Origin of the sequence: Streptomyces capillispiralis, from assembly GCF_007829875.1 — a bacterium.
Taxonomy (GTDB): domain Bacteria; phylum Actinomycetota; class Actinomycetes; order Streptomycetales; family Streptomycetaceae; genus Streptomyces; species Streptomyces capillispiralis.
The window spans coordinates 171556-189383 of record NZ_VIWV01000002.1 but is presented as its reverse complement, the minus strand read 5'-3'; the positions used below and the strand labels follow the sequence as shown (position 1 = coordinate 189383).

Here is a 17828-nt window from a genome sequence, read left to right as displayed (position 1 = left end):
GCGCCCGGCGCCGGCGGTCCTCCCCGAAGAGGAACCCACGTGACAGCACACCCCTCAGTGACGCACCCGACCTATGGCAACTGGCGCCGGCCCCGCCGGCCCGGACTCGGCCCGTTCGGCATGCTCGGCACCGTCGGTGTGTTCGGCGGGCTGGTGCTCACCCTGCTGTTCTCCCTGATCTCACTGGTCGCCGCCGTGGTGGTCGCGGTGCCGGTCGCGATGGCCCTGACCCCCCTGGTCGTGCGCACCCAGGACGGCCGCAACCTCTACCAGCTGCTGGCCGTGCGGGTGGGATGGAGGCGACGCAGGTCGAAGGGCTCGCACATCTACGTCTCCGGACCCCTGTCCCAGCGCCCCGGAGGCCGGTTCCGGCCGCCCGGACTGCTCAGCAGGGTGACGGTGTCGGAGGGCCACGACGCATACGGCAGGCCGTTCGGCGTCATCCACCACAACGGCCGCAACATGTACAGCATCGTGCTGGGATGCGAGCCGGACGGCGGTTCCCTGGTCGACCCGGACCAGGTCGACGTGTGGGTGGCGTCCTGGGGGGACTGGCTGGCACGGCTGGCCCACGAACCCGACCTCAAGGGCGCGACCGTCGTGGTCGAGACGGCCCCCGACCCGGGAACCCGGCTCGCGCTGGAGGTCCTGCCCCGGGTGTCCCCCGACGCGCCCCCGCTGGCCCGTTCGGTGATGGAGGAGGTGGTGCGCACCTACCCCGCCGCCTCCTCCGAGATGCACACCTACATCACGCTCACCTACCGCATGCCGCCCGGCAACAAGCGCGCCGTCGAGGAGATCATCGCCGACCTCGCCATCCGCATCCCCGGCCTCCTGAGCGGACTCGTCGGCGCGGGCGGCGGTTCCGCCGCACCGCTGTCCGCGGAGCGCATCGCCGAAGTCACCCGCGTCGCCTACGACCCCGCCGTGGCGTCCGACGTCCTGCACGCCCGCACCGGCCAAGGGGGCACGGGTCTGGAGTGGGAGGACGCGGGACCGGCCGCCGCCGTGGAGACGGTCGGGGCCTACCACCACGACTCCGGCGTCTCCCGCACGTGGCAGCTCACCCTGGCGCCGCGCGGTACCGTCCGATCCGGTGTCCTGCGCGGCATGCTGGAGCCCGCCGCCGGCACCCGCCGCAAGCGCATCGCCCTCATCTACCGGCCCATCGACCCCGCCACGTCGGCCCGCATCGTGGAATCGGACCGGCGTGCGGCCCAGTTCATGGCGAGCAGCGGCCGCGGCATGGTGCAGGCGCGTGCCGCCTCGGAGATCGCGGCGACCGAGCAGACCGCGGCCGAGGAGGCCTCGGGCGCCGGCCTCGTGGAGTTCTCGTTGATGGCGACCATCACGGTGGACTCCGCGGAGCAACTGCCCGACGCGGCGGTGACCCTGCGCAACCTCCAGGCCGGCGCACGCGTGTCGATGCGTCCGGCCGACCGGATGCAGGCCGCCGCGTTCACCTGCACCCTTCCCCTCGGGATTCTCCCCTGGGAGTACGTGATGATCCCGCGCGACCTGCAGGAGGCGCTGTGACGCGCAAGAACGGCTCCGACCCGAAGCAGCCGTGGGCGGCGGCCGGGAACACCCAGCCCCACGCCGTCCGCGGCTGGAGCGGACGCGGCGGCGGGCAGGTCGGATATCTGAGCCCGCCCACGATGTGGCGCGCCACCACGGTGCAGGCCTGCGGCCTGTGGCCCTTCGCCGCGGGATCGGGAGCGCCCATGACCGGGGTGCCTCTCGGCCAGCACCTGATGACCGGTGCCACCGTGTGCGGTGACCCCCTGTCCTGGTTCACCCGGGCCCGCTACATCTCCAACCCCTCGCTGTTCATGCTGGGCATGCCGGGTCTGGGCAAGTCCACCCTGGTGAACCGGATGCTGATCGGTCTGGCCGCCACGGGCGTTGTCCCACTCGTGCTCGGCGATCTCAAACCGGACTACGCGGACACCGTGCGCGCCCTGGGCGGCCAGGTGATCTCGATCGGCCGCGGCACCGGCGGCATCAACGTCCTCGACCCCGGAGCCATGGGGCAGGCGGCGGCCCGGATCGGCGGCGAGGCCGGGCGGGCGCTGCTCGCCGAGGCGCACGGCCGTGTGCTGAACATGGTCGCGGCGCTCGTGACGATCGTGCGGGGCAGGCCGATGGACGACCACGAGCAGTCCGTCCTGTCGGCGGCCCTGCACCTGCTGCGGGAACGCACGTCCGGCGGCAGGCCCGTCCTGCTGCCCGACCTCGTGGCCGTCCTCGCGGAAGGGCCGGACCGGGTGCGTGCCGTCACCCTCGACCGCGGGGAGACCGCACGCTACCGGGACGCCGTCGACCCGCTGCACCGGTCACTGGTGGGCCTGTTGGACGGCCCCTTGGGCAGCACCTTCGCCTCCGCCACCTCCACCCGCATCGACCCGGCCGCCCCGGCCGTGTGCATCGACATCTCACGCATCGGGGAGTCCGACACCCAGCTCACCGCCGCAGCGATGCTCGCCGCCTGGTCCGACGGGCTGGGAACGGTCGCCGCGTCCCACGCCCTGGCGGACGCCGGGCTGGCGCCGCGCCGGTGGTACTTCACCGTGCTGGACGAACTGTGGCGTCCGCTGCGGGCGGCGACCGGCATCGTCGACCGCATCGACGCGCTCACCCGCCTCAACCGGTCCCTGGGCCTGGCCGACGCCAAGATCACGCACACCCTCAAGGACGCGGAGGCCCTCGGCAGCGAGGCCGACAAGGCGAAGGCCCGCGGCTTCGTGGAACGCGCGGGAATGGTGGTGTGCGCCGGACTTCCCCGGACCGAGATGGAAGAACTGGGCCGGGTCGTGGGGCTGTCCGAGCGGGAGATCTCCCTGGTGTCCTCGTGGTCGTCCCCACCGGGCTGGGCCAGTGCCGGTGACCACGAGGAGCCTCCGGGACGCGGCAAGTTCCTGATCAAGGTGGGCGGCAGGCCGGGCATCCCGATCCGGGTCGCCATCACGGACGCCGAGCGGCACCTGCACGACACCAACACCCGCTGGACGCCCACCCGGACGGCCCGGCACGACGAGGGGACGCACTGATGGCCCAGGGCGCCAGGGGCGGCGACGAGCAGGTCACCCTCGCCGTCACGGTTCTGGCGGGCAGTGTCCTCGCCCTCTGCGGCGTGGTGTGGTTCGGCGGGACACTCGGGGTGGCGGTGGCCGGCGGAGGGTGGCGCCCACCGCCGTTCCGGCTGTCGACGTTCTTCGAGATCGTGTCCGTCGGCCCGAGCACGGCATGGCCGCGGTCACCGGCCGCCGCGGTCGTGGGAACCGTGGCCGTGACCCTCGTCCTGGCCGCGATCGTGGTACTCGTCGTCCGCCGGTTCCAGGGGCGTGGCCCGCACCGCAACGGCCTCGCCGGACGCAAGGAACTGGCCGCCCTCCTTCCGAAGGAGGCCGCCGCGAAAGCCAGACAACTGCGGCCCTCCCTGAGGGACGTGACCGAGGTGGAGCCCGACGACCGCGGCAATCTTCTGGGCGACCTCGACCCGGGCGGTCCGGAACTGCGCTCCTCCTACGAGGACGTCGAACTCGACCTCATGGCCCCCCGGGCCGGCAAGTCCACCGGCATCGCCATCCCCCGCGTCCTGCGCGCACGCGGAGCGGTGCTCCTCACCAGCAACAAGTCCGACGTCTACTCGGTCACCAGGGCCGCCCGGGAACAGGCCGGCACCGTGTGGACCTTCGATCCCCAGGGCATCGCCCACACACCGCGGCTCATGTGGTGGGACATGCTCGCCGAGTGCGTCACGATCGAGAACTCCCGGAGGATGGCCGGGCACTTCGTGGCCTCGGTGAACGACGACTCGGCGAAGAAGGACTTCTGGATCTCCGCCGCCCAGAACACCCTGACCGCGCTGTTCCTCGCCGCCTCGCGCAGCCGGTCGTCGGTCACCGACCTGCTGGGCTGGCTCGCCGACCCGGCCGACCGCGCGCCCATCGACCTCCTCAAGGAGGTCGGACTGCCGGCGATGGCCGAGCAGTTGCAGGGCACGGTGCTCGGCGCGGTGGAGACACGCGACGGCATCTACGAGACCGCCCGCCAGTGCGTCTCCTGCCTGCTGGACCCCGAGATCGCGGCCTGGGTCACGCCCGACCCCGGCCTGCCGCGCTTCGATCCCCATCAGCACGTCCTGGGCAACGACACCCTCTACCTGCTGTCCAAGGACGGCGGCGGCTCCGCGGCCGGCATCATCGCGGGCCTCGCGGACAGCACCATGCGCGCCGGTGTCGTCGCGGCGGAGCGGATGGGCGGACGCCTCGACCCGCCGATGACCGCCGTACTGGACGAGGCCGCCAACGTCTGCCGCATCTCCGACCTGCCCGATCTCTACAGCCACCTCGGATCCCGCGGCATCAACGTCGTCACCCTGCTGCAGAGCTACCGCCAGGGCAGCCGGGTGTGGGGGGAGGCCGGCATGGACGCCCTGTGGAGCGCGGCGACCATCAAGCTGCTCGGAGCGGGCCTGGACGACGCCGACTTCGTCGAGAAGGTGTCCAAGCTGGTCGGCCAGCACGACGTGAAGACCTACAGCACGTCCCGCAGCAGGGACGGTTCGTCACGGTCGATGTCCTACCGGCAGGAAGCGATCATGCCCGCCGACAAGATCAGGGCACTGCCCAAGGGCACCGCCCTGCTGCTGGCGACAGGAGTGCGGCCGGCGCTGATCCGGCTGCGGCCCTGGTACAAGGAACCCGACGCCGGACCGATCTCCGCCCAGGCCAAGGCAGAGGTGCAGGCGATCACCGAACGGGCGGCGCAGAAGTGGCACGAGCAGGCGCCGGACATGGTGTGAGGCCGTGCCCGCGCGGGGGTCGTCCCCACCGGCCGGCCGCAGACCGCGGCCGCGTCCGCAGACCGACAGGACAGGAACATGCCGGACCAGCCACCTTCTCTCATCAGCAAGCTGCTCTCCGAACAGGGCGGCCACCGGCTCCCTCCCGAGGAGACCCGGACGGAGCCCTCGCCGGCGCCGGAACCGCGGGAGGCACCCGGCGACAGCGGACCGTCACAGCGGTCCGGCCCGCTGGAGGAAACGGGACAGCAGGGGACCGCCGTCGTCCCCGAGCGGTCCGACACGTCGCCCCCGCAGGAGACGCAGGACGGCCCGGGCGTGAGTGACACCCCGCGACCGGGCGGTGAACCGGAGAAGGACGAGAACCAGCCGGGCTTCATCCTCTACCTCAGCGGCGACGCCTTCTTCGAGGCCCTGGCGGGTCTGAAGATCTGGGTCCACAACCTGCTGCTCCCCGTCTACGGCAGGGAGGTCACCTCGCAGGCGCCGTGGTGTCCCCGATGGTGGGAACACCTGGAAGCGGTGGCCCAGCTCTTCGGCCTGTGGATGGCCTGGCAGCAACACACCCGCACGGAGGGCGGGCTCGCGGGACCCGGCATCTGGCACCGGGACTTCCTGACACCCGTGATGACGTCACTGCGCCTGCCCAACGGCCCGTTCGCCGGATGCAAGACCGGCATGCACCGGGTGAAGCAGTCCCCGCCGGTCGATCCCGAGTAGGACACGCGGGAGGGACCGAGCCCCTCCCGCGTGCGGTCGGCGTGGGACGGATGGTCCGGCGTCGCGCCGGCGGCTGGGGCAAGTGGTTGTTAATCCGCTGCTAAGTGGCCCCGCACAGGGTGGTCGTACACCGACGCACCGTACGTTCGCGCCCCCTGGCACGCCCGGGAACAGCGCGAGGGGGAGACCAGATCAGCATGAGGCCCAGGGCCGCCGCGCACGCCACACCCACACCCCGGGAGGACCCCGCCGACACCACACCCGCCCCACCCCCGCCCGGCCCGCCTGCCGGCCCGCCACCCGCCCACGACCCCCAGACCTTCATCCGCGCCGTCTACGACAAACACGGCACCGCCCTGCTGCGCATCGCCACCGGACTCCTCGGCGGCGACACCCACCGCGCCGAGGACATCGTCCAGGAAGCCGTCCTGCGCGCCTGGCGCCGCGCCGACATCCTCGACGCCCAGGCCGACGGAATCCGCGCCTGGCTCGTCACCGTCGTACGCCACCTCGTCATCGACGCCCACCGCGCCCGCCAGGCCCGCCCCCCGGAAACCAGCGACACCGACACCCCCGAAATCCCCGGCGGCGAACACGACGAACACACCCTCAACACATCCCTCGTCCTGCAAGCCCTCCAGGACCTCACCCCCTCCCACCGCGAGATCCTCCTCCACATCCACTACCTCGACCGCTCCGTCGCCGACACCGCCCACCAGCTCGGCATCCCCCAGGGCACCGTCAAATCACGCACCCACCTCGCCCTCCGCGCCCTCAAAAACGCCCTCACCCACCGCGGATACACACCATGAACCTGTCCTTCCCGTCCCGACGAGGTCTCCTGCTGTCCGCAGCGGCGGGTGCGTTGTCCGCCTGCTCTCCCGGCCCTTCCGGCTCAAGTCGTCCCGTGCGGTCGCCCGGTACCGGCTCGCCCTCCGCGTCCGGACCTCCCCGCCCCCGCGAGACGCAGCGGTCGCCGTTCCCGATCTCCGCCGTCGGTCTGACGTGGACCGGCCCCGGCGAAGGCCTGCAGATCCGCTTCCTCGGCACGTCCGTTCCTCCGACACCGTGGATGCGGGTGAAGCCCGGGTGCCCCTGCGGCCGGGACGAGCGCAGGCCCGTCCGCCGGCGCGCGGTCTCCCGGGCGCTGGTGCGCGCTCCCGGGGCGGAGGCGTACCAGCTGGCCTATCCGGAGAGCATCGACCTGCTCAGCGGCGTGATCGTGGACACGGTGCACGGTTCCACTCCGACCCCCGGCGCCTCGCCGACGCCCACCGCCTCGCCGACGCCCCTGCCCAGCACCCCCGAGAAGGTCCCCGATCTCGCGGATCTTCCGGTGGTGCGCAGGAGCCAGTGGGGGGCGGTGCCCTCCCTCACCACCGCATCCCGTGCGTTCGCCCCCGTACAAGCGGTGACGGTCCATCACACGGTCACGGCCGACGACGACCCCGACCCGGCGGGCACGGTACGCGCCATCTTCCAGCTCCACGCCGTACACAACGGCTGGGGCGACATCGGCTACCACTTCCTCGTCGACGCCGCCGGACGCGTCTACGAGGGCCGTGACTCCGGCGACCCGGGAACGATCGCCCACAACGCGTCGGGCGACTGCGTCACCGCCTTCCACACGGCCGACTTCAACACCGGCAACATCGGTATCGCGCTCCTGGGCGACATGACGGTGCGCGAACCCACCGCCGCCGCTCGGCGGTCCGTCACCACCCTGGTGGCCTCCCTGTCCCGCATGCACGGCCTCGACCCGCGGGCGCCGCTGTCCTACCGCAACCCGCTCACGGGCCGGACCCTCCGACTCGGTTCCCCCGTGAACGCCCACGGGGCGTGGACGCCGACGGAATGCCCCGGAACCCTGACACCGGTGGAGGACGTACGCGCCGCGGCCGCGAAGGCCCTCCGCGCATGAGGGGCGCGGCGGTGCCGGGCCGCCCGAGGGCGGTGCCCCGGGGTGATGCCTCACCGGCGCTCGTGCGAACGCGGGCGATCGACGCGCTCCGCGGATTCGCGCTGGCGGGGATACTGCCCGTCAACGCCTTCCTGCTGTCCGGTGCCCACCGGCGCGGCCACCTCGGTGACGGCGGCCTCTGGGCGGACTGGCTGCCGGCCCTGCTGGTCACCACCGTGCTGGAGATGAAGTTCTACCTGCTGTTCTCCTTCGTCTTCGGCTACAGCTTCGCCCTCACACTGCCCCGCGGGCATGCGCCCGCCCGTCACGTCCGGCGTCTGGTGGCACTGTTCGCGCTCGGAGCCGTCCACGCGGTCGTCCTGTTCCCAGGAGACATCCTCACGACCTACGCGGTCCTCGGCGTGGTCCTGATCCTGGTGAGGTCCGTGTCCGCGCGCACCCTGCTGTGGGTCGCCGGCGGGCTCCTCGTCCTGTTCGTCGGCGTGCTGCTGGCGATCGGGCTGTGGAGTCTGGCGCTCGGCCCGTGGACGGCGGCCGACATCGCCGCCGTGGAGGCCGGTGAGCGGGCTCTGGCGGGCCGTTACCAGCAGGGCCCGGCGCAGACGATCCTCGAGAACGCGAGGATGTCCGGCGTGTACGTCGTCGGCGGGCTGCTCGCGGCCCCGGACATCCTCTTCGCCATGCTGTGCGGGCTCGTCGCGGGCCGTCGGGGACTGGCCGAGCAGGTCGCGCGACAGCCCGCGCTGCAGCGCCGCGCCGTACTGACCGGCCTGGCCGGAGGCCTCCCCCTGGCGCTGTTCGCCGCCGTGTGCACGCATGGCCCGCTGGGCCGTGAGTGGATCTACGTAGGGAAGGCGGCGAACGCCGTGTCCGCGCCGCTGCTGGCGGCCGCGTATGCCGCCGGGCTGTTCCTGCTCTGGCGGTCGGTGCGGGGCAAACGGCTCTGCGAGGCGCTCGCGGTCACCGGCCGCCTGTCCCTGACGCACTATCTGACGCAGTCGCTCGTCATGGCGTCGCTGTTCACCGGGCTGGGACTCGGCCTGTACGGGAGGTGGAGCGGTGCCGCCGTCCTCGGGCTGTGCGTGGCGCTCTACGCGGCACAGGTGTGGATCAGCGTGCTGTCCTGCGGCCGGGTCCCCGAGCGGCCCGTGCGCGGTCCCGCCGAGTGGCTGGTGAGCCTCGTCGGGGGAAGCCGTGGCGTGCGACGCGACGGCCCGGGCGCGCTCCGGCCGTGATGATCACGACGATCTGAACGGGGCGTCGGCGTGTTCGCCGAGGAGCCGCTCCATCCGCCCGAGTGCGAGCGCCGCCGCCCGCCGGTCGTACTCGTCCAGCACGGCGAGTGCGACGATCCACGACTCCTGGGCGGCCCACACGTCGCCGCGTGCGTGTTCCTCCTCGCCCCGGCGGACGAGGTCCTCGGCCGCCCGGACGGCACCGGCACGCTGCTCCAGTTCGCGGGCACGCCGATAGCAGCGCACCGCTTCGCTCCTGTCGCCCAGCCGGTGGTGAACGCACCCGAGAGCGTTCCACGCGGCAGCCTCGGCGGGAGTGTCGGCCAGTTCCCGGAGCACCGTGATCGCGGACCGGTGGCAGCGCGACGCCTCGGTCAGCCTCCCGCTCAGCTCCCACAGCCCGGCCAGCCGTCGCAGTGCCCCGGCCAGGGCGGGACGGTCCCGGGTCCCGGCGAGGTGGTTGGCCGCGGCCTGGGCGTGGGGGATGGCCTGGGTGACCTTGCCCCGCCGGAGGGCGACGAGCGCGAGGTACTCGTGGCAGCGCGCGGTCTCGAGCAGTTCACCGAGGTCGCTGAAGGCGGCCAGCGCGCGGACGAGGTGGTAACGGGCCTCGCACGGCCGGCCCACCTGGAGGTAGTTCAGGCCCGTGTCCTGGTGAGCACGTGCCTGCTCGGCCGGGTCCGTGGAGCGGGTGAGGATGTGTGGCGTGTCCTGCGCCGGCACGATCCGGGGACACCCCTCCCCGGTGGTCCCGCACCTCCCGCCCCCTCCGTCCGCACCGCTCGCCGCCCGTGACGACACGGCCGGCGGGGCGGCGGGGAGCTCGGTTCCCCACCCCGAGGCCGTGCGGTGCGACGTCACCGCGTGATACGTGGACAACCGGGCGGCGGCACGGCGGCTGTCGTGCCCGTCCGCACTCTCCTTGAGTAAGTCGGCGGCGTACGCACGCGGCAGGCCCGTCAGCACGAAGCGGCCCGGCGCCGGTTCCTCCACGAGGTGGATCGCGGCGAGCTCTTCCAGCAGCAGCCTCGCCTGGGACAGCCGCACACCGGTGAGCGCGGCGACGGCCCCCGGTGACAGATGGGACGCGGGCGCCAGGGTCATCAACCGGAACAGCCGCGCCGCCTGGGGCGTCAGGGTGCGGTAGGACCAGGACAGCAGGGTGCGCGGGTCGGCTCCCTCGCCCTCCTGGCCGAACCAGTAGAGAGGCGAGGCGGCGTCCGTCAGCTCGTCGGCGAGGTGGGTGAGGAGGACGTCCTTACGGGTCGCGGCCTGGGCCGCCGTCCGCCCCAGAGCCGTCGGCAGCCGATGGCCCAGGGTGACCAGCCGGCCCTCGGCCTCCTTCTCCCGCACCGTCCGCGGCACTCCGAGCCGGCTGCGCAGCAGCGCCCGCGCGTCCTGCTCGGGCAGTGCCTCCAGCCGGAGATGCCGGGCGCCGTCCTGCACCAGGTCCGCCAGATGGTTCCTGCTGGTCGCGACGACCAGGGACGGGGACGCGCCGGGCAGCAGCCGGCGCAGCTGGCGCGCGTCGACGGCGTTGTCGAACAGCAGCAGGGCCCGCTTGCCGGCCAGCACGCTGCGGTAGAGGGCGGCCCGCGCCTCCGTCCGTGCGGGGACACGCGCGGTGTCGACCCCGAAGGCCCGCAGCACGGTGTCGAGGACCTGCTCCGGGAGCAGTGGCGCGGCCGGTCCGTACCCGTGCAGGTCGACGTGGATCGATCCGTCGGGGTAGTGGGCCGAGAGCTGGTGGGCCATGCGGACGGCGAACGCGCTCTTGCCGACCCCGGCAGCCCCTGTGACCAGGCAGACTCCGCCCGTCCAGGCCGTACTGCGCGCCGCCTGGGCCATCTCCCTGAACAGGGCCTGCTCCTTCTGCCGTCCGATGAAGCCGGACGGTTCGCGCGGCAGCCGTGTCGGAGCGGGCGGCTCCGCGGGAGGGGTCATGCGGACCGTGCTCACCTGCTGAGGCCGGACGAGGTGCTTCTCGGCGAGAGCGGGGGCATCGGCGAGGAGCGCCGGATCGGCGCGGAGTATCTGCTGGTGAAGGAGACCGAGCGTCGGGCTGGGCCCGATCCCCAGTTCACGCGCCAGCAGTTCCCGGGTCTCCTCGTACACCGCCAGCGCCGACGCCTGCCGGCCGGAACGGTAGAGGGCCAGCATCAGCAGCTCACGGAAGCGCTCCTCGAAGGGGTACTCCTCGGCCACACCGGTCAACTCGGTGATGAGCCCTTGATGGGAGCCGACGCACAGTTCGCTGGTGAACAACGCGTCCAGGGCGTCGAGCCGCAGATTGCCGAGCCGTGCGCGCTGGGTCTGGGCCCACACCCCGGGCAGGTCGGCCAGACACTGGCCCTGCCACTGGGCCAGCGCGGAACGCAGCACCTGGCCGGCCGTCTTGTGATCTCCCTCGCGCTGGAGGTCCTGAGCGCGCGTCAGCACGGTCCGGAACACGGCGAGGTCCAGCGCCTGCGGCACCACATGCAGACGGTAGCCGCTGCCGATGGACTCGATCGACGGCCCGCCCTCGCCGACCGGCCCGATGGCACGGCGCAGCCGGTGCACGTACACGCGCAGGGCATTGGTCGCCGAGGCCGGCGGTCTGGGCCCCCAGACGGCGTCCACCAGCCCCACCGAGGAAACGTACGCTCCCCTTCTGATCAGCAGAGAGGCCATCACCACACGCTGCTGCGGGCTGCCCAACCGTACTTCGGTGTCTCCGCGCCAGGCCTTGACAGGTCCCAGCACGCAGAATCGCACTGCATCGCTGTCCACTTCGCTCCTGAGGTCGGCCCCGTCGGACGCTCACCGTTGTGCACGGGTCCGGGGCTGCCGTTCATGACGGCGGTGGGGCGCGTGCCGTATCCGCCCCGCGCTCGGGCTCACCGCCGTTGTCCCTGATCTCTACGTGGCTGGTGGCGGATGGGTTTGCGCGCCGGCGGGAAGGACCGCGGGCCCGGCGGCGACGGACGCGCGGCCCGCGTGACCGCACGAACCCGGGGGCGCCGGGGCGCGTAGTACGAGGCGTGCACCGTGGCCCATCGAGGGGCGGCGGGGCCGATCGCGGTCGTCGACTGGGGAGTTGAGCAGTGAGCCGAGGAATGACATGGATCATGGTGGGGTGTGCCGTGGCGGTGGCCGCGGTGACAGCGGTGCTCTCCGGCGTGCCCTCACGGTTCCTCGGTGACACGACCGGTTCGCGCGCGTCCGAGGGGTGGGCCGAGGGCCGATGGCGCGACTGGGACGACTCCGCGTGGCTGCGCGGAAGCGACGACTTCCTCAACCCCGTCATCGACGGTCTGTGGGACTCCGACCGCATGCGCGACTCGGCCAGCCGGGATGTGCCGGTGGCCGAGGACGCGGGCGACCCGGCGAGCGGTGTCTCCGATCCCGAACCGGCTCCCGTGACGGCGGAGGAGGTCGGCCGGCCCTATCAGCAGACCGTGCCCGTGATCGGCAAGCTCTTCTTCGACACCCCCGACGGACCGTCGGTGTGCTCCGCCACCGTGATCACCGACGCGGCCCGACCCGGTGCCTCGGACCTGGTGTGGACGGCGGGGCACTGCGTCCACGCGGGCGCGGACGGCGGCTGGTACCGGAACATCGTCTTCGTTCCGTCCTACAACGACCGGGGCGCGGACGATCCCGCCCCCTTCGGCGTGTGGTGGGCCGACGCGGCCCGCACGTCCGAGGAGTGGATCACCCGCGGTGCTCCCACGGGCGGCGCGGGAGCCGCGTTCGACTTCGCCGTCCTGCGCGTCCAGCGCACGGGTGATGCGGGAGGAGCGTCCCTGGAGGAGACGATCGGGGCGTCCGCCGCGATCAGCTTCGACGCGCCGGGCGCGCCGGAGGTCGCCGCCCTGCAGCTCTGGGGGTACCCGGCCGCCGCGCCCTTCGACGGCGAGCGCATGTTCACCTGCCAGGACCGTCCCGGACGTCTGTCCCTGGACGCCGCGGAGCCGACGATGTTCCGAGTGGGCTGCACCATGACCGGCGGCTCATCGGGCGGCGGCTGGTTCATCGAGGCCCAGGACGGCACACCGGTCCTGGTGAGCAACACCTCGATCGGCCCCGACGAACCGTCCTGGCTGGCCGGTCCCAGGCTGGGACCGGAAGCGCAGCGTATCTACGAGGCGGTCAGCGGGGCCCTGGTGCCCTGAGGGCCAGGACCGGCAGGGCGGGGCCGACGCTCACCTCGCAGGTGCGGCCGCGGCACCGGGCGCGGCCGCCTGTTCCCGCTGGTGGAAGGGCAGGCCCTGAACGATCTCCTGGGCCCTGCGGGTCGCCGCGGTGGCCGCCGGCGTGAAGGCCTTGATGCCGAACACCGTTGCTCCCAGGGAAGCGGCCGTGGCCACGGTGGCGTTGGCGGCTTTTGCGGTGGGATCCGTCGTGTAGGACGAGACCGTCCAGGTGACGGCGGCGATGGCTGCCAACGCCGTCGTGGTCACCGCGTACGGCGTATGGACGGTGCTTCTTCCGTCCGGCGGGCCGGGTTCGGGGCGAGCCGCCTCCGGATCTGCCCCCCGTTCTGCTGCGTTCGGCATCACAAGAATTCCATTCTTTCTCGTCCTGAAGTGTTCAATGATCACGGAAACGGCGCCTGCCAAGGAGCCTTTTCCGCGCGCCCGTATTGCATCAGATCCTGGTTAACATTCCCTTGCGACCGGGCTGAAACAGCCCGGTCGCAAACATTCTCACTGAACCCGGGACGCTCGCCATTCGTATGAGGCGGCAGCAGGACAGCGCAATGATGCCGCACAGTTGGAGGAGAAGTGAACGAAACGTACGATGCCGTTTACACGGCCTATTCGGAGCTCAGCGACAGGCAGCGGCGACAAAAAATGAAGCAGATCGCCGAAGCCGTTGCTCCTCGGGTGAACGAGATCCTCGGGCACCAGGGGCGCAGCCTGCAGGCGAAAACGATCGCTTCCAACTATCTGGCCACCGTCGTCCACATGTACGAGCAGGAGCGCGGCGTCGCGAATGCCGCGCGGGCCGCCCGGTGGGACGAGCTGGTGGACACGGCAGCGCGGGCCCAGCCGATGCCGAGTGCGGTCCAGGCGCCGAGTGATGCCCGCGCGGGCCGCGCCGAGCAGCATGTCAACGAACCGACTGGGATCGCGCAGGCCGCACAGACCCTCCCGCCGGGGGTTTCCCGGAACGATGTCGGAGCCGCCCGGGCGGGGCGCGAGACGGGCGAGGTTCCTCACGTGCAGGCCGCAGCCGCACACGCGGGTGCGCGGATGCGTCACTGACCTCGACCGGCCGTCCCTGCCCCTGGAAGAGCCCGCCGGGCACCGCGCTCGTCCGGGTCACGAGGAATGCACCAGGTGCCGGAGCAAGCCGCCGTTAATCACCACGGGGGAGTATTTCAGATGGCTTCCCTCGGTCATCCGACGTGATCCGGCCGAGTTATTCCCCTCTCCCAGAAAGAGTCGGCGTATGCACCGTCGCCTGCGTTCCCTCGCTTTTCTGATCCCCGCGCTGGCCCTGGCCGGAGCGCTCACCTTCACCAGCGCCCCCGAGGACGAGGTGATCAACGCAGCGGGCTGCGTGGTGCCTCACCTGTGCCAAGCCTGGTAGTCGACCGACGTCATCGGCCGGGATACCGGCCGGCCCGAGTGGAGGGGCGCCCTCGCCGGCGCCCCTCCACTCAAGTGTCCGTGGCCACTTACATCTGTCTCGAGGTTCCACGTGCTCAGCGAAGACGGCACCGGCAAGAGTGAAGCGCGCGACAGGCCAGGTGGGCAGCAGCCGATAGCCCGGAGCGCACGGCAGCAAAGCCTGCCCGATTGGTGGAAAACAGACGCCTTCACCAAGCCGCGTGATGCTCCGACCCCGCCCCGCCCGAGACCCGCTGCGCAGTCGCGGCCGCACACGTCCGGCGGCGACGTCACCAGGTTCAGGGCCGCTGTCGCCAGTCTCGACGCGGTGCACGACGCGGTGCCCGGAGGGAAGGAGGAGGGCTCCTACAGTCTCGGCCTCCGGAAGCAACTGGAAGAGATGCAGAAGGCAGAGGCGCGGAAAAGGCAAGAAAGGCAGAAAGCTGCCGAACAAGGGGCCCGGTCCGATGCGGGGGCGGAGGGTCCTCTCTTCACCGAGGGTGCGTCCTTCGTGAATTTCGAGTCCCACCAGAGCTTGTTCAAGCGAGCCGTGCGCACTCTCTCGACTCCGTTCACGAAACCCACGAATCCGGCCAGTACGTCGAGCAATCCTCCGCCCCCGCAGGCCCCGGGAGCGACGCGCGGCCGTTGATTCGGCTCATGGAGTGCGTGGCGGGCGCTTCCGGGGTCGAGGGTGTTGTGCGACATGTGGGGGAGTGCCGGTGCTGGTGGTGTGGTGTTGGGGTGGGGGGTGCCCGGCTCGTCCAAGGAGCGGCTGGTGGCGATGACGGATACGTCCGTTGATGCCGGGGACATCACGGGTTACGTCATCGCCACCACCGGAGGCGAAACCCTCCTCACCCCCACACCGGCTACTTCTTGACCAGGGAGCCGTCGGGGGCGACGGCGAACCACTTGCCGTCCTTGCCCTGACCGTTGATGTCACCGGGCTGCTGATCGCCCGTGAACCAGTACAGCGGCCAGCAGTCGAGTGTCTGCTGCTTCTTCCCGTCAGGCCGATTGAAGGGAATGACCAGTTTCGGGTCGATGCCCTCGACGTCGTTCTTCTCCACGAGCGCGGCCGGCTTCCAGGTGTCGAGACAACTGCCCGTGCACGCGGTCGTCATCGGCCAGTCGGTGTCCTTGACGAAGCGGTACAGCGTACGGCCCTTGGCATCGACGACGATCTCGCCCAGTTCGGGGTCGTCGACGACCGAGAGACCGGGCAGGGCCTCGAGCACCTCCTCCCCGACTTCGCCCTCCTGCGGCGGAGCCTCCCCCTCCGGTGCCTCCTCGGAGGGGCCGGAGGCGTCCACACCCGGCTGGACACTGCTGACCGTGTCCGAGGGGAGGGAGGCGAACCAGGTCTTGCCGACGCCCTCACCGGCGACCTGGCCCGGCTTGGCGTCCTTCGCGTACCGATACAGCGGAAGACCGTCGAACATCAGCTGCCGGCTGCCGTCGCCCCGTGTCACGGCTCCCAGCAGCGCGTCGTCCACCCCCGCGGGCGCGAGGGCACCGTCCGCGGGAACCGGAGGCCACAGCTTCGCGCACGCGGCGTCACACGCCGACAGTTCCGGATTGGGACCGTCCTTGGTGAAGCGGTAGAGCGTGAAACCGCTGGCATCGGTGATGATGGGCCCCAGATTCGGATCGTTGGCCACGGTCAGCTGTCCGGCCGGCCCGGTGCGGTCGCCGACGGGGGCGGGCCCCTGGTCCGCGAGGCGCTCCTGGGACGCTGCCGGAGAGGGCGCGCCGCTGGCATCGGAGCCGTCGTCCGACCCGCCGCACGCCGTCGTGACGGACATCGCCAGCACCGTGAGTGCCGCTGCCGCCAATCGCCTGGAGGACATGTGCTTCCTTCCTTCGTGAACAGTTGTTGCGTGGGCCGCGTGACGGCGGCTCACATCTGCGGGACAGAGAGGGAGCGGTGTTCGCTCACCGGGCAGGGGTGCCACCCCCGGACCGGATCACCGGTCCGGGGGAGTACGTGCGGCTGTCGGGCGGATCATCTCGGCGCCGGCGGCAGACCGGCCTCCTGCCTCACCCGAGCGGCGAACACGCGGGCCGGCTGCGACGCCAGGTAGCGGCGGGCGCCCTCGATGAGCCACTGGATGATTCCGGCGCCCTCGTGCTCCACCAGGTCCTCCACGAGGTGGTCGTTCCCGAGGGCGGGAGCAACGGTGCGCTGCGTGGGAATGAGCCGCATACGCCGCAAGAACGCGGGGCCGCCGACGGCGGCTTCCGGCGTGTGGTCACCCAGCAGCCACAAGTGGTGGGTGGGGGTGAAGGAGAAGCACTCCGTCCGGATACGGCGGCCCGTGAGGCGGCTACCGTCCGTGAGTGCCCGGACCTCGGCCTCGTCGATCCGGTCGTTCGCCCGGATCTCGCTGCACACGATCAGACGGCGCCCTCTCAGCTCGGCGGCCTCCATGCAGCGGTTCGAGCCGTGGCCGCGTTCCATGAGGAAGCCGGGGGAGGCCGCGTCCGCGTAATCGCCGAGGACCCGCATCACGGTTTCCAGCACGGACTTGCCGTTGTTGCCCGGACCATGGAGGAACGGCAGCACCCGCGCGCCGACCAGGCCGGTGATGGAGTAGCCCAGCATCAGCTGTACGTACGAGATCGTCGCGCGACCGTCCGGGTCCGAGCCGAACGCGTCGTCCAGGAACTGATGCCATCGTGGCGTGCCGCGGAGATCGGGCGCCACGGCCGTGACCCGGGAATGCAGGTCGGTCAAGGGCTCCGCGGCGCGCAGCGCGCCCGTGCGCAGGTCGACCACACCGGCAGGAGTGCACAGTTCGTACGGCTCGGCATCGAGGGCCCCGGGAGCGACCATCAGCGTCGGGGCAGCGCTCGCCTGCGCCAGCAAGGCGCGCAGCCCGTAGGTGGAGAGGGAGTAGCGCTTGTGCTCGGCGAGTTCCTCCGGGCTGAAAGCACCCAGTGGATCTCGCTCGACGATGTCCTCGGCCATCTCTCCGGCGGCCCACAAGGCGGCTTCCCGGGCTCCCGACTGCCGCCAGTGGGTTCTGTCCCAGGCGAACCAGCCCAGCCCCCGCACATGACGGAACCGGCGCCGGTGACGGGTGGCGAACAGCTGGGCGTTGCCCCTGTCGGTGAGTGTCACCGGACGCAACGTCCCGGAGACGGAAGCCGCTCCCGCCGCGGAGTCGGCGGCCATCACGCGAGCCGTGGATCGCGTCCGCCTCGCGGACGCGGATCCTGATGTGAGGCTGTGCAAAGTCACCTGCTCTGTCCGTGATCGGGTCGCGCCTTCTCCCACGTCTACTCGGGCAGGCTGAGATCGGTTCAGTGCCGTGATCGGGGATGACGGCGAGGAGGCCGGCCGCGCGGGCCGTCCGGCTCGGCCCGTCGAGTGAACCCGCGCCCGCCCCGTCTCGTAGACACTCAGTAGTCGCCGGGGATTGTTTTTGTGATTACAGGAGTTTTTCGTGGGGTGTGAGCGGGATCGGTCCGAACTGGCGGTTTTGGCGCTGGTGGGTTCTGGGGGTGGGCCTGAGGTCGAGGGTGTTCTGCGGCATGTG

The 17828-nt window shown here is 71.6% G+C and carries 14 protein-coding genes; 10 read left to right on the top strand and 4 right to left on the bottom strand.

Annotated elements, in window-relative coordinates; translation table 11 throughout:
* Positions 1-39: 39 nt before the first annotated feature.
* The 7 genes from FHX78_RS36055 (at position 40) to FHX78_RS36025 (ending at position 8683) form a co-directional block, all read left to right on the top strand.
* The gene (locus FHX78_RS36055; RefSeq protein ID WP_145872403.1) at positions 40-1536 is read left to right on the top strand and encodes an SCO6880 family protein; all 1497 of its coding nucleotides are present in this window, start codon (positions 40-42) and stop codon (positions 1534-1536) included.
* The gene (locus FHX78_RS36050) at positions 1533-3050 is read left to right on the top strand and encodes an ATP/GTP-binding protein (RefSeq protein WP_373313155.1); all 1518 of its coding nucleotides are present in this window, start codon (positions 1533-1535) and stop codon (positions 3048-3050) included. The genes FHX78_RS36055 and FHX78_RS36050 overlap by 4 nt, the downstream gene beginning before the upstream one ends.
* On the top strand, positions 3050-4807 hold the full coding sequence (locus tag FHX78_RS36045) for a type IV secretory system conjugative DNA transfer family protein (protein ID WP_145872402.1): 1758 nt from the start codon (positions 3050-3052) through the stop codon (positions 4805-4807). The genes FHX78_RS36050 and FHX78_RS36045 overlap by 1 nt, the downstream gene beginning before the upstream one ends.
* 78 nt (positions 4808-4885) lie before the next feature.
* Positions 4886-5527 (top strand): DUF4913 domain-containing protein, encoded by a 642-nt coding sequence (locus tag FHX78_RS38095; protein ID WP_145872401.1) that lies wholly within the window; start codon positions 4886-4888, stop codon positions 5525-5527.
* A 197-nt stretch (positions 5528-5724) separates the two neighbouring features.
* Positions 5725-6339 carry a sigma-70 family RNA polymerase sigma factor gene (locus tag FHX78_RS36035; protein ID WP_145872400.1) on the top strand — a complete coding sequence of 205 codons (615 nt, stop codon included), beginning with the start codon at positions 5725-5727 and terminating at the stop codon, positions 6337-6339.
* 95 nt (positions 6340-6434) lie between these two features.
* On the top strand, positions 6435-7448 hold the full coding sequence (locus tag FHX78_RS36030; protein WP_167532032.1) for an N-acetylmuramoyl-L-alanine amidase: 1014 nt from the start codon (positions 6435-6437) through the stop codon (positions 7446-7448).
* A gap of 62 nt (positions 7449-7510) precedes the next feature.
* The gene (locus FHX78_RS36025; protein WP_145872398.1) at positions 7511-8683 is read left to right on the top strand and encodes a DUF418 domain-containing protein; all 1173 of its coding nucleotides are present in this window, start codon (positions 7511-7513) and stop codon (positions 8681-8683) included.
* 3 nt (positions 8684-8686) lie between these two features.
* Here FHX78_RS36025 and FHX78_RS36020 read toward each other — a convergent pair whose 3' ends face one another.
* Complete coding sequence (locus FHX78_RS36020) at positions 8687-11428, bottom strand: AfsR/SARP family transcriptional regulator (RefSeq protein WP_268257238.1); 2742 nt, start codon at positions 11426-11428, stop codon at positions 8687-8689.
* Positions 11429-11793: 365 nt separating this feature from the next.
* Between FHX78_RS36020 and FHX78_RS36015 the strand changes: the two genes are divergently transcribed.
* Positions 11794-12840, top strand: a complete 1047-nt coding sequence (locus FHX78_RS36015) for a trypsin-like serine peptidase (RefSeq protein ID WP_229924210.1) — start codon at positions 11794-11796, stop codon at positions 12838-12840.
* A 30-nt stretch (positions 12841-12870) separates the two neighbouring features.
* Here the strand turns inward: FHX78_RS36015 and FHX78_RS37085 are convergent, their stop codons facing one another.
* Positions 12871-13269, bottom strand: a complete 399-nt coding sequence (locus tag FHX78_RS37085) for a hypothetical protein (protein ID WP_167532031.1) — start codon at positions 13267-13269, stop codon at positions 12871-12873.
* A 183-nt stretch (positions 13270-13452) separates the two neighbouring features.
* Between FHX78_RS37085 and FHX78_RS36005 the strand changes: the two genes are divergently transcribed.
* Positions 13453-13935: a hypothetical protein gene (locus FHX78_RS36005; protein WP_145872395.1), complete on the top strand. Its 483-nt coding sequence runs from the start codon at positions 13453-13455 to the stop codon at positions 13933-13935.
* 187 nt (positions 13936-14122) lie between these two features.
* Positions 14123-14263: a hypothetical protein gene (locus FHX78_RS37080; RefSeq protein ID WP_167532030.1), complete on the top strand. Its 141-nt coding sequence runs from the start codon at positions 14123-14125 to the stop codon at positions 14261-14263.
* Between the two features lie 892 nt (positions 14264-15155).
* Here FHX78_RS37080 and FHX78_RS36000 read toward each other — a convergent pair.
* Positions 15156-16136, bottom strand: coding sequence for an SCO0930 family lipoprotein (locus FHX78_RS36000; RefSeq protein ID WP_145872394.1), 981 nt, complete (start codon positions 16134-16136; stop codon positions 15156-15158).
* Positions 16137-16291: 155 nt separating this feature from the next.
* Positions 16292-17410, bottom strand: a complete 1119-nt coding sequence (locus tag FHX78_RS35995; RefSeq protein WP_229924211.1) for a DNA primase family protein — start codon at positions 17408-17410, stop codon at positions 16292-16294.
* Positions 17411-17828 lie beyond the last annotated feature (418 nt).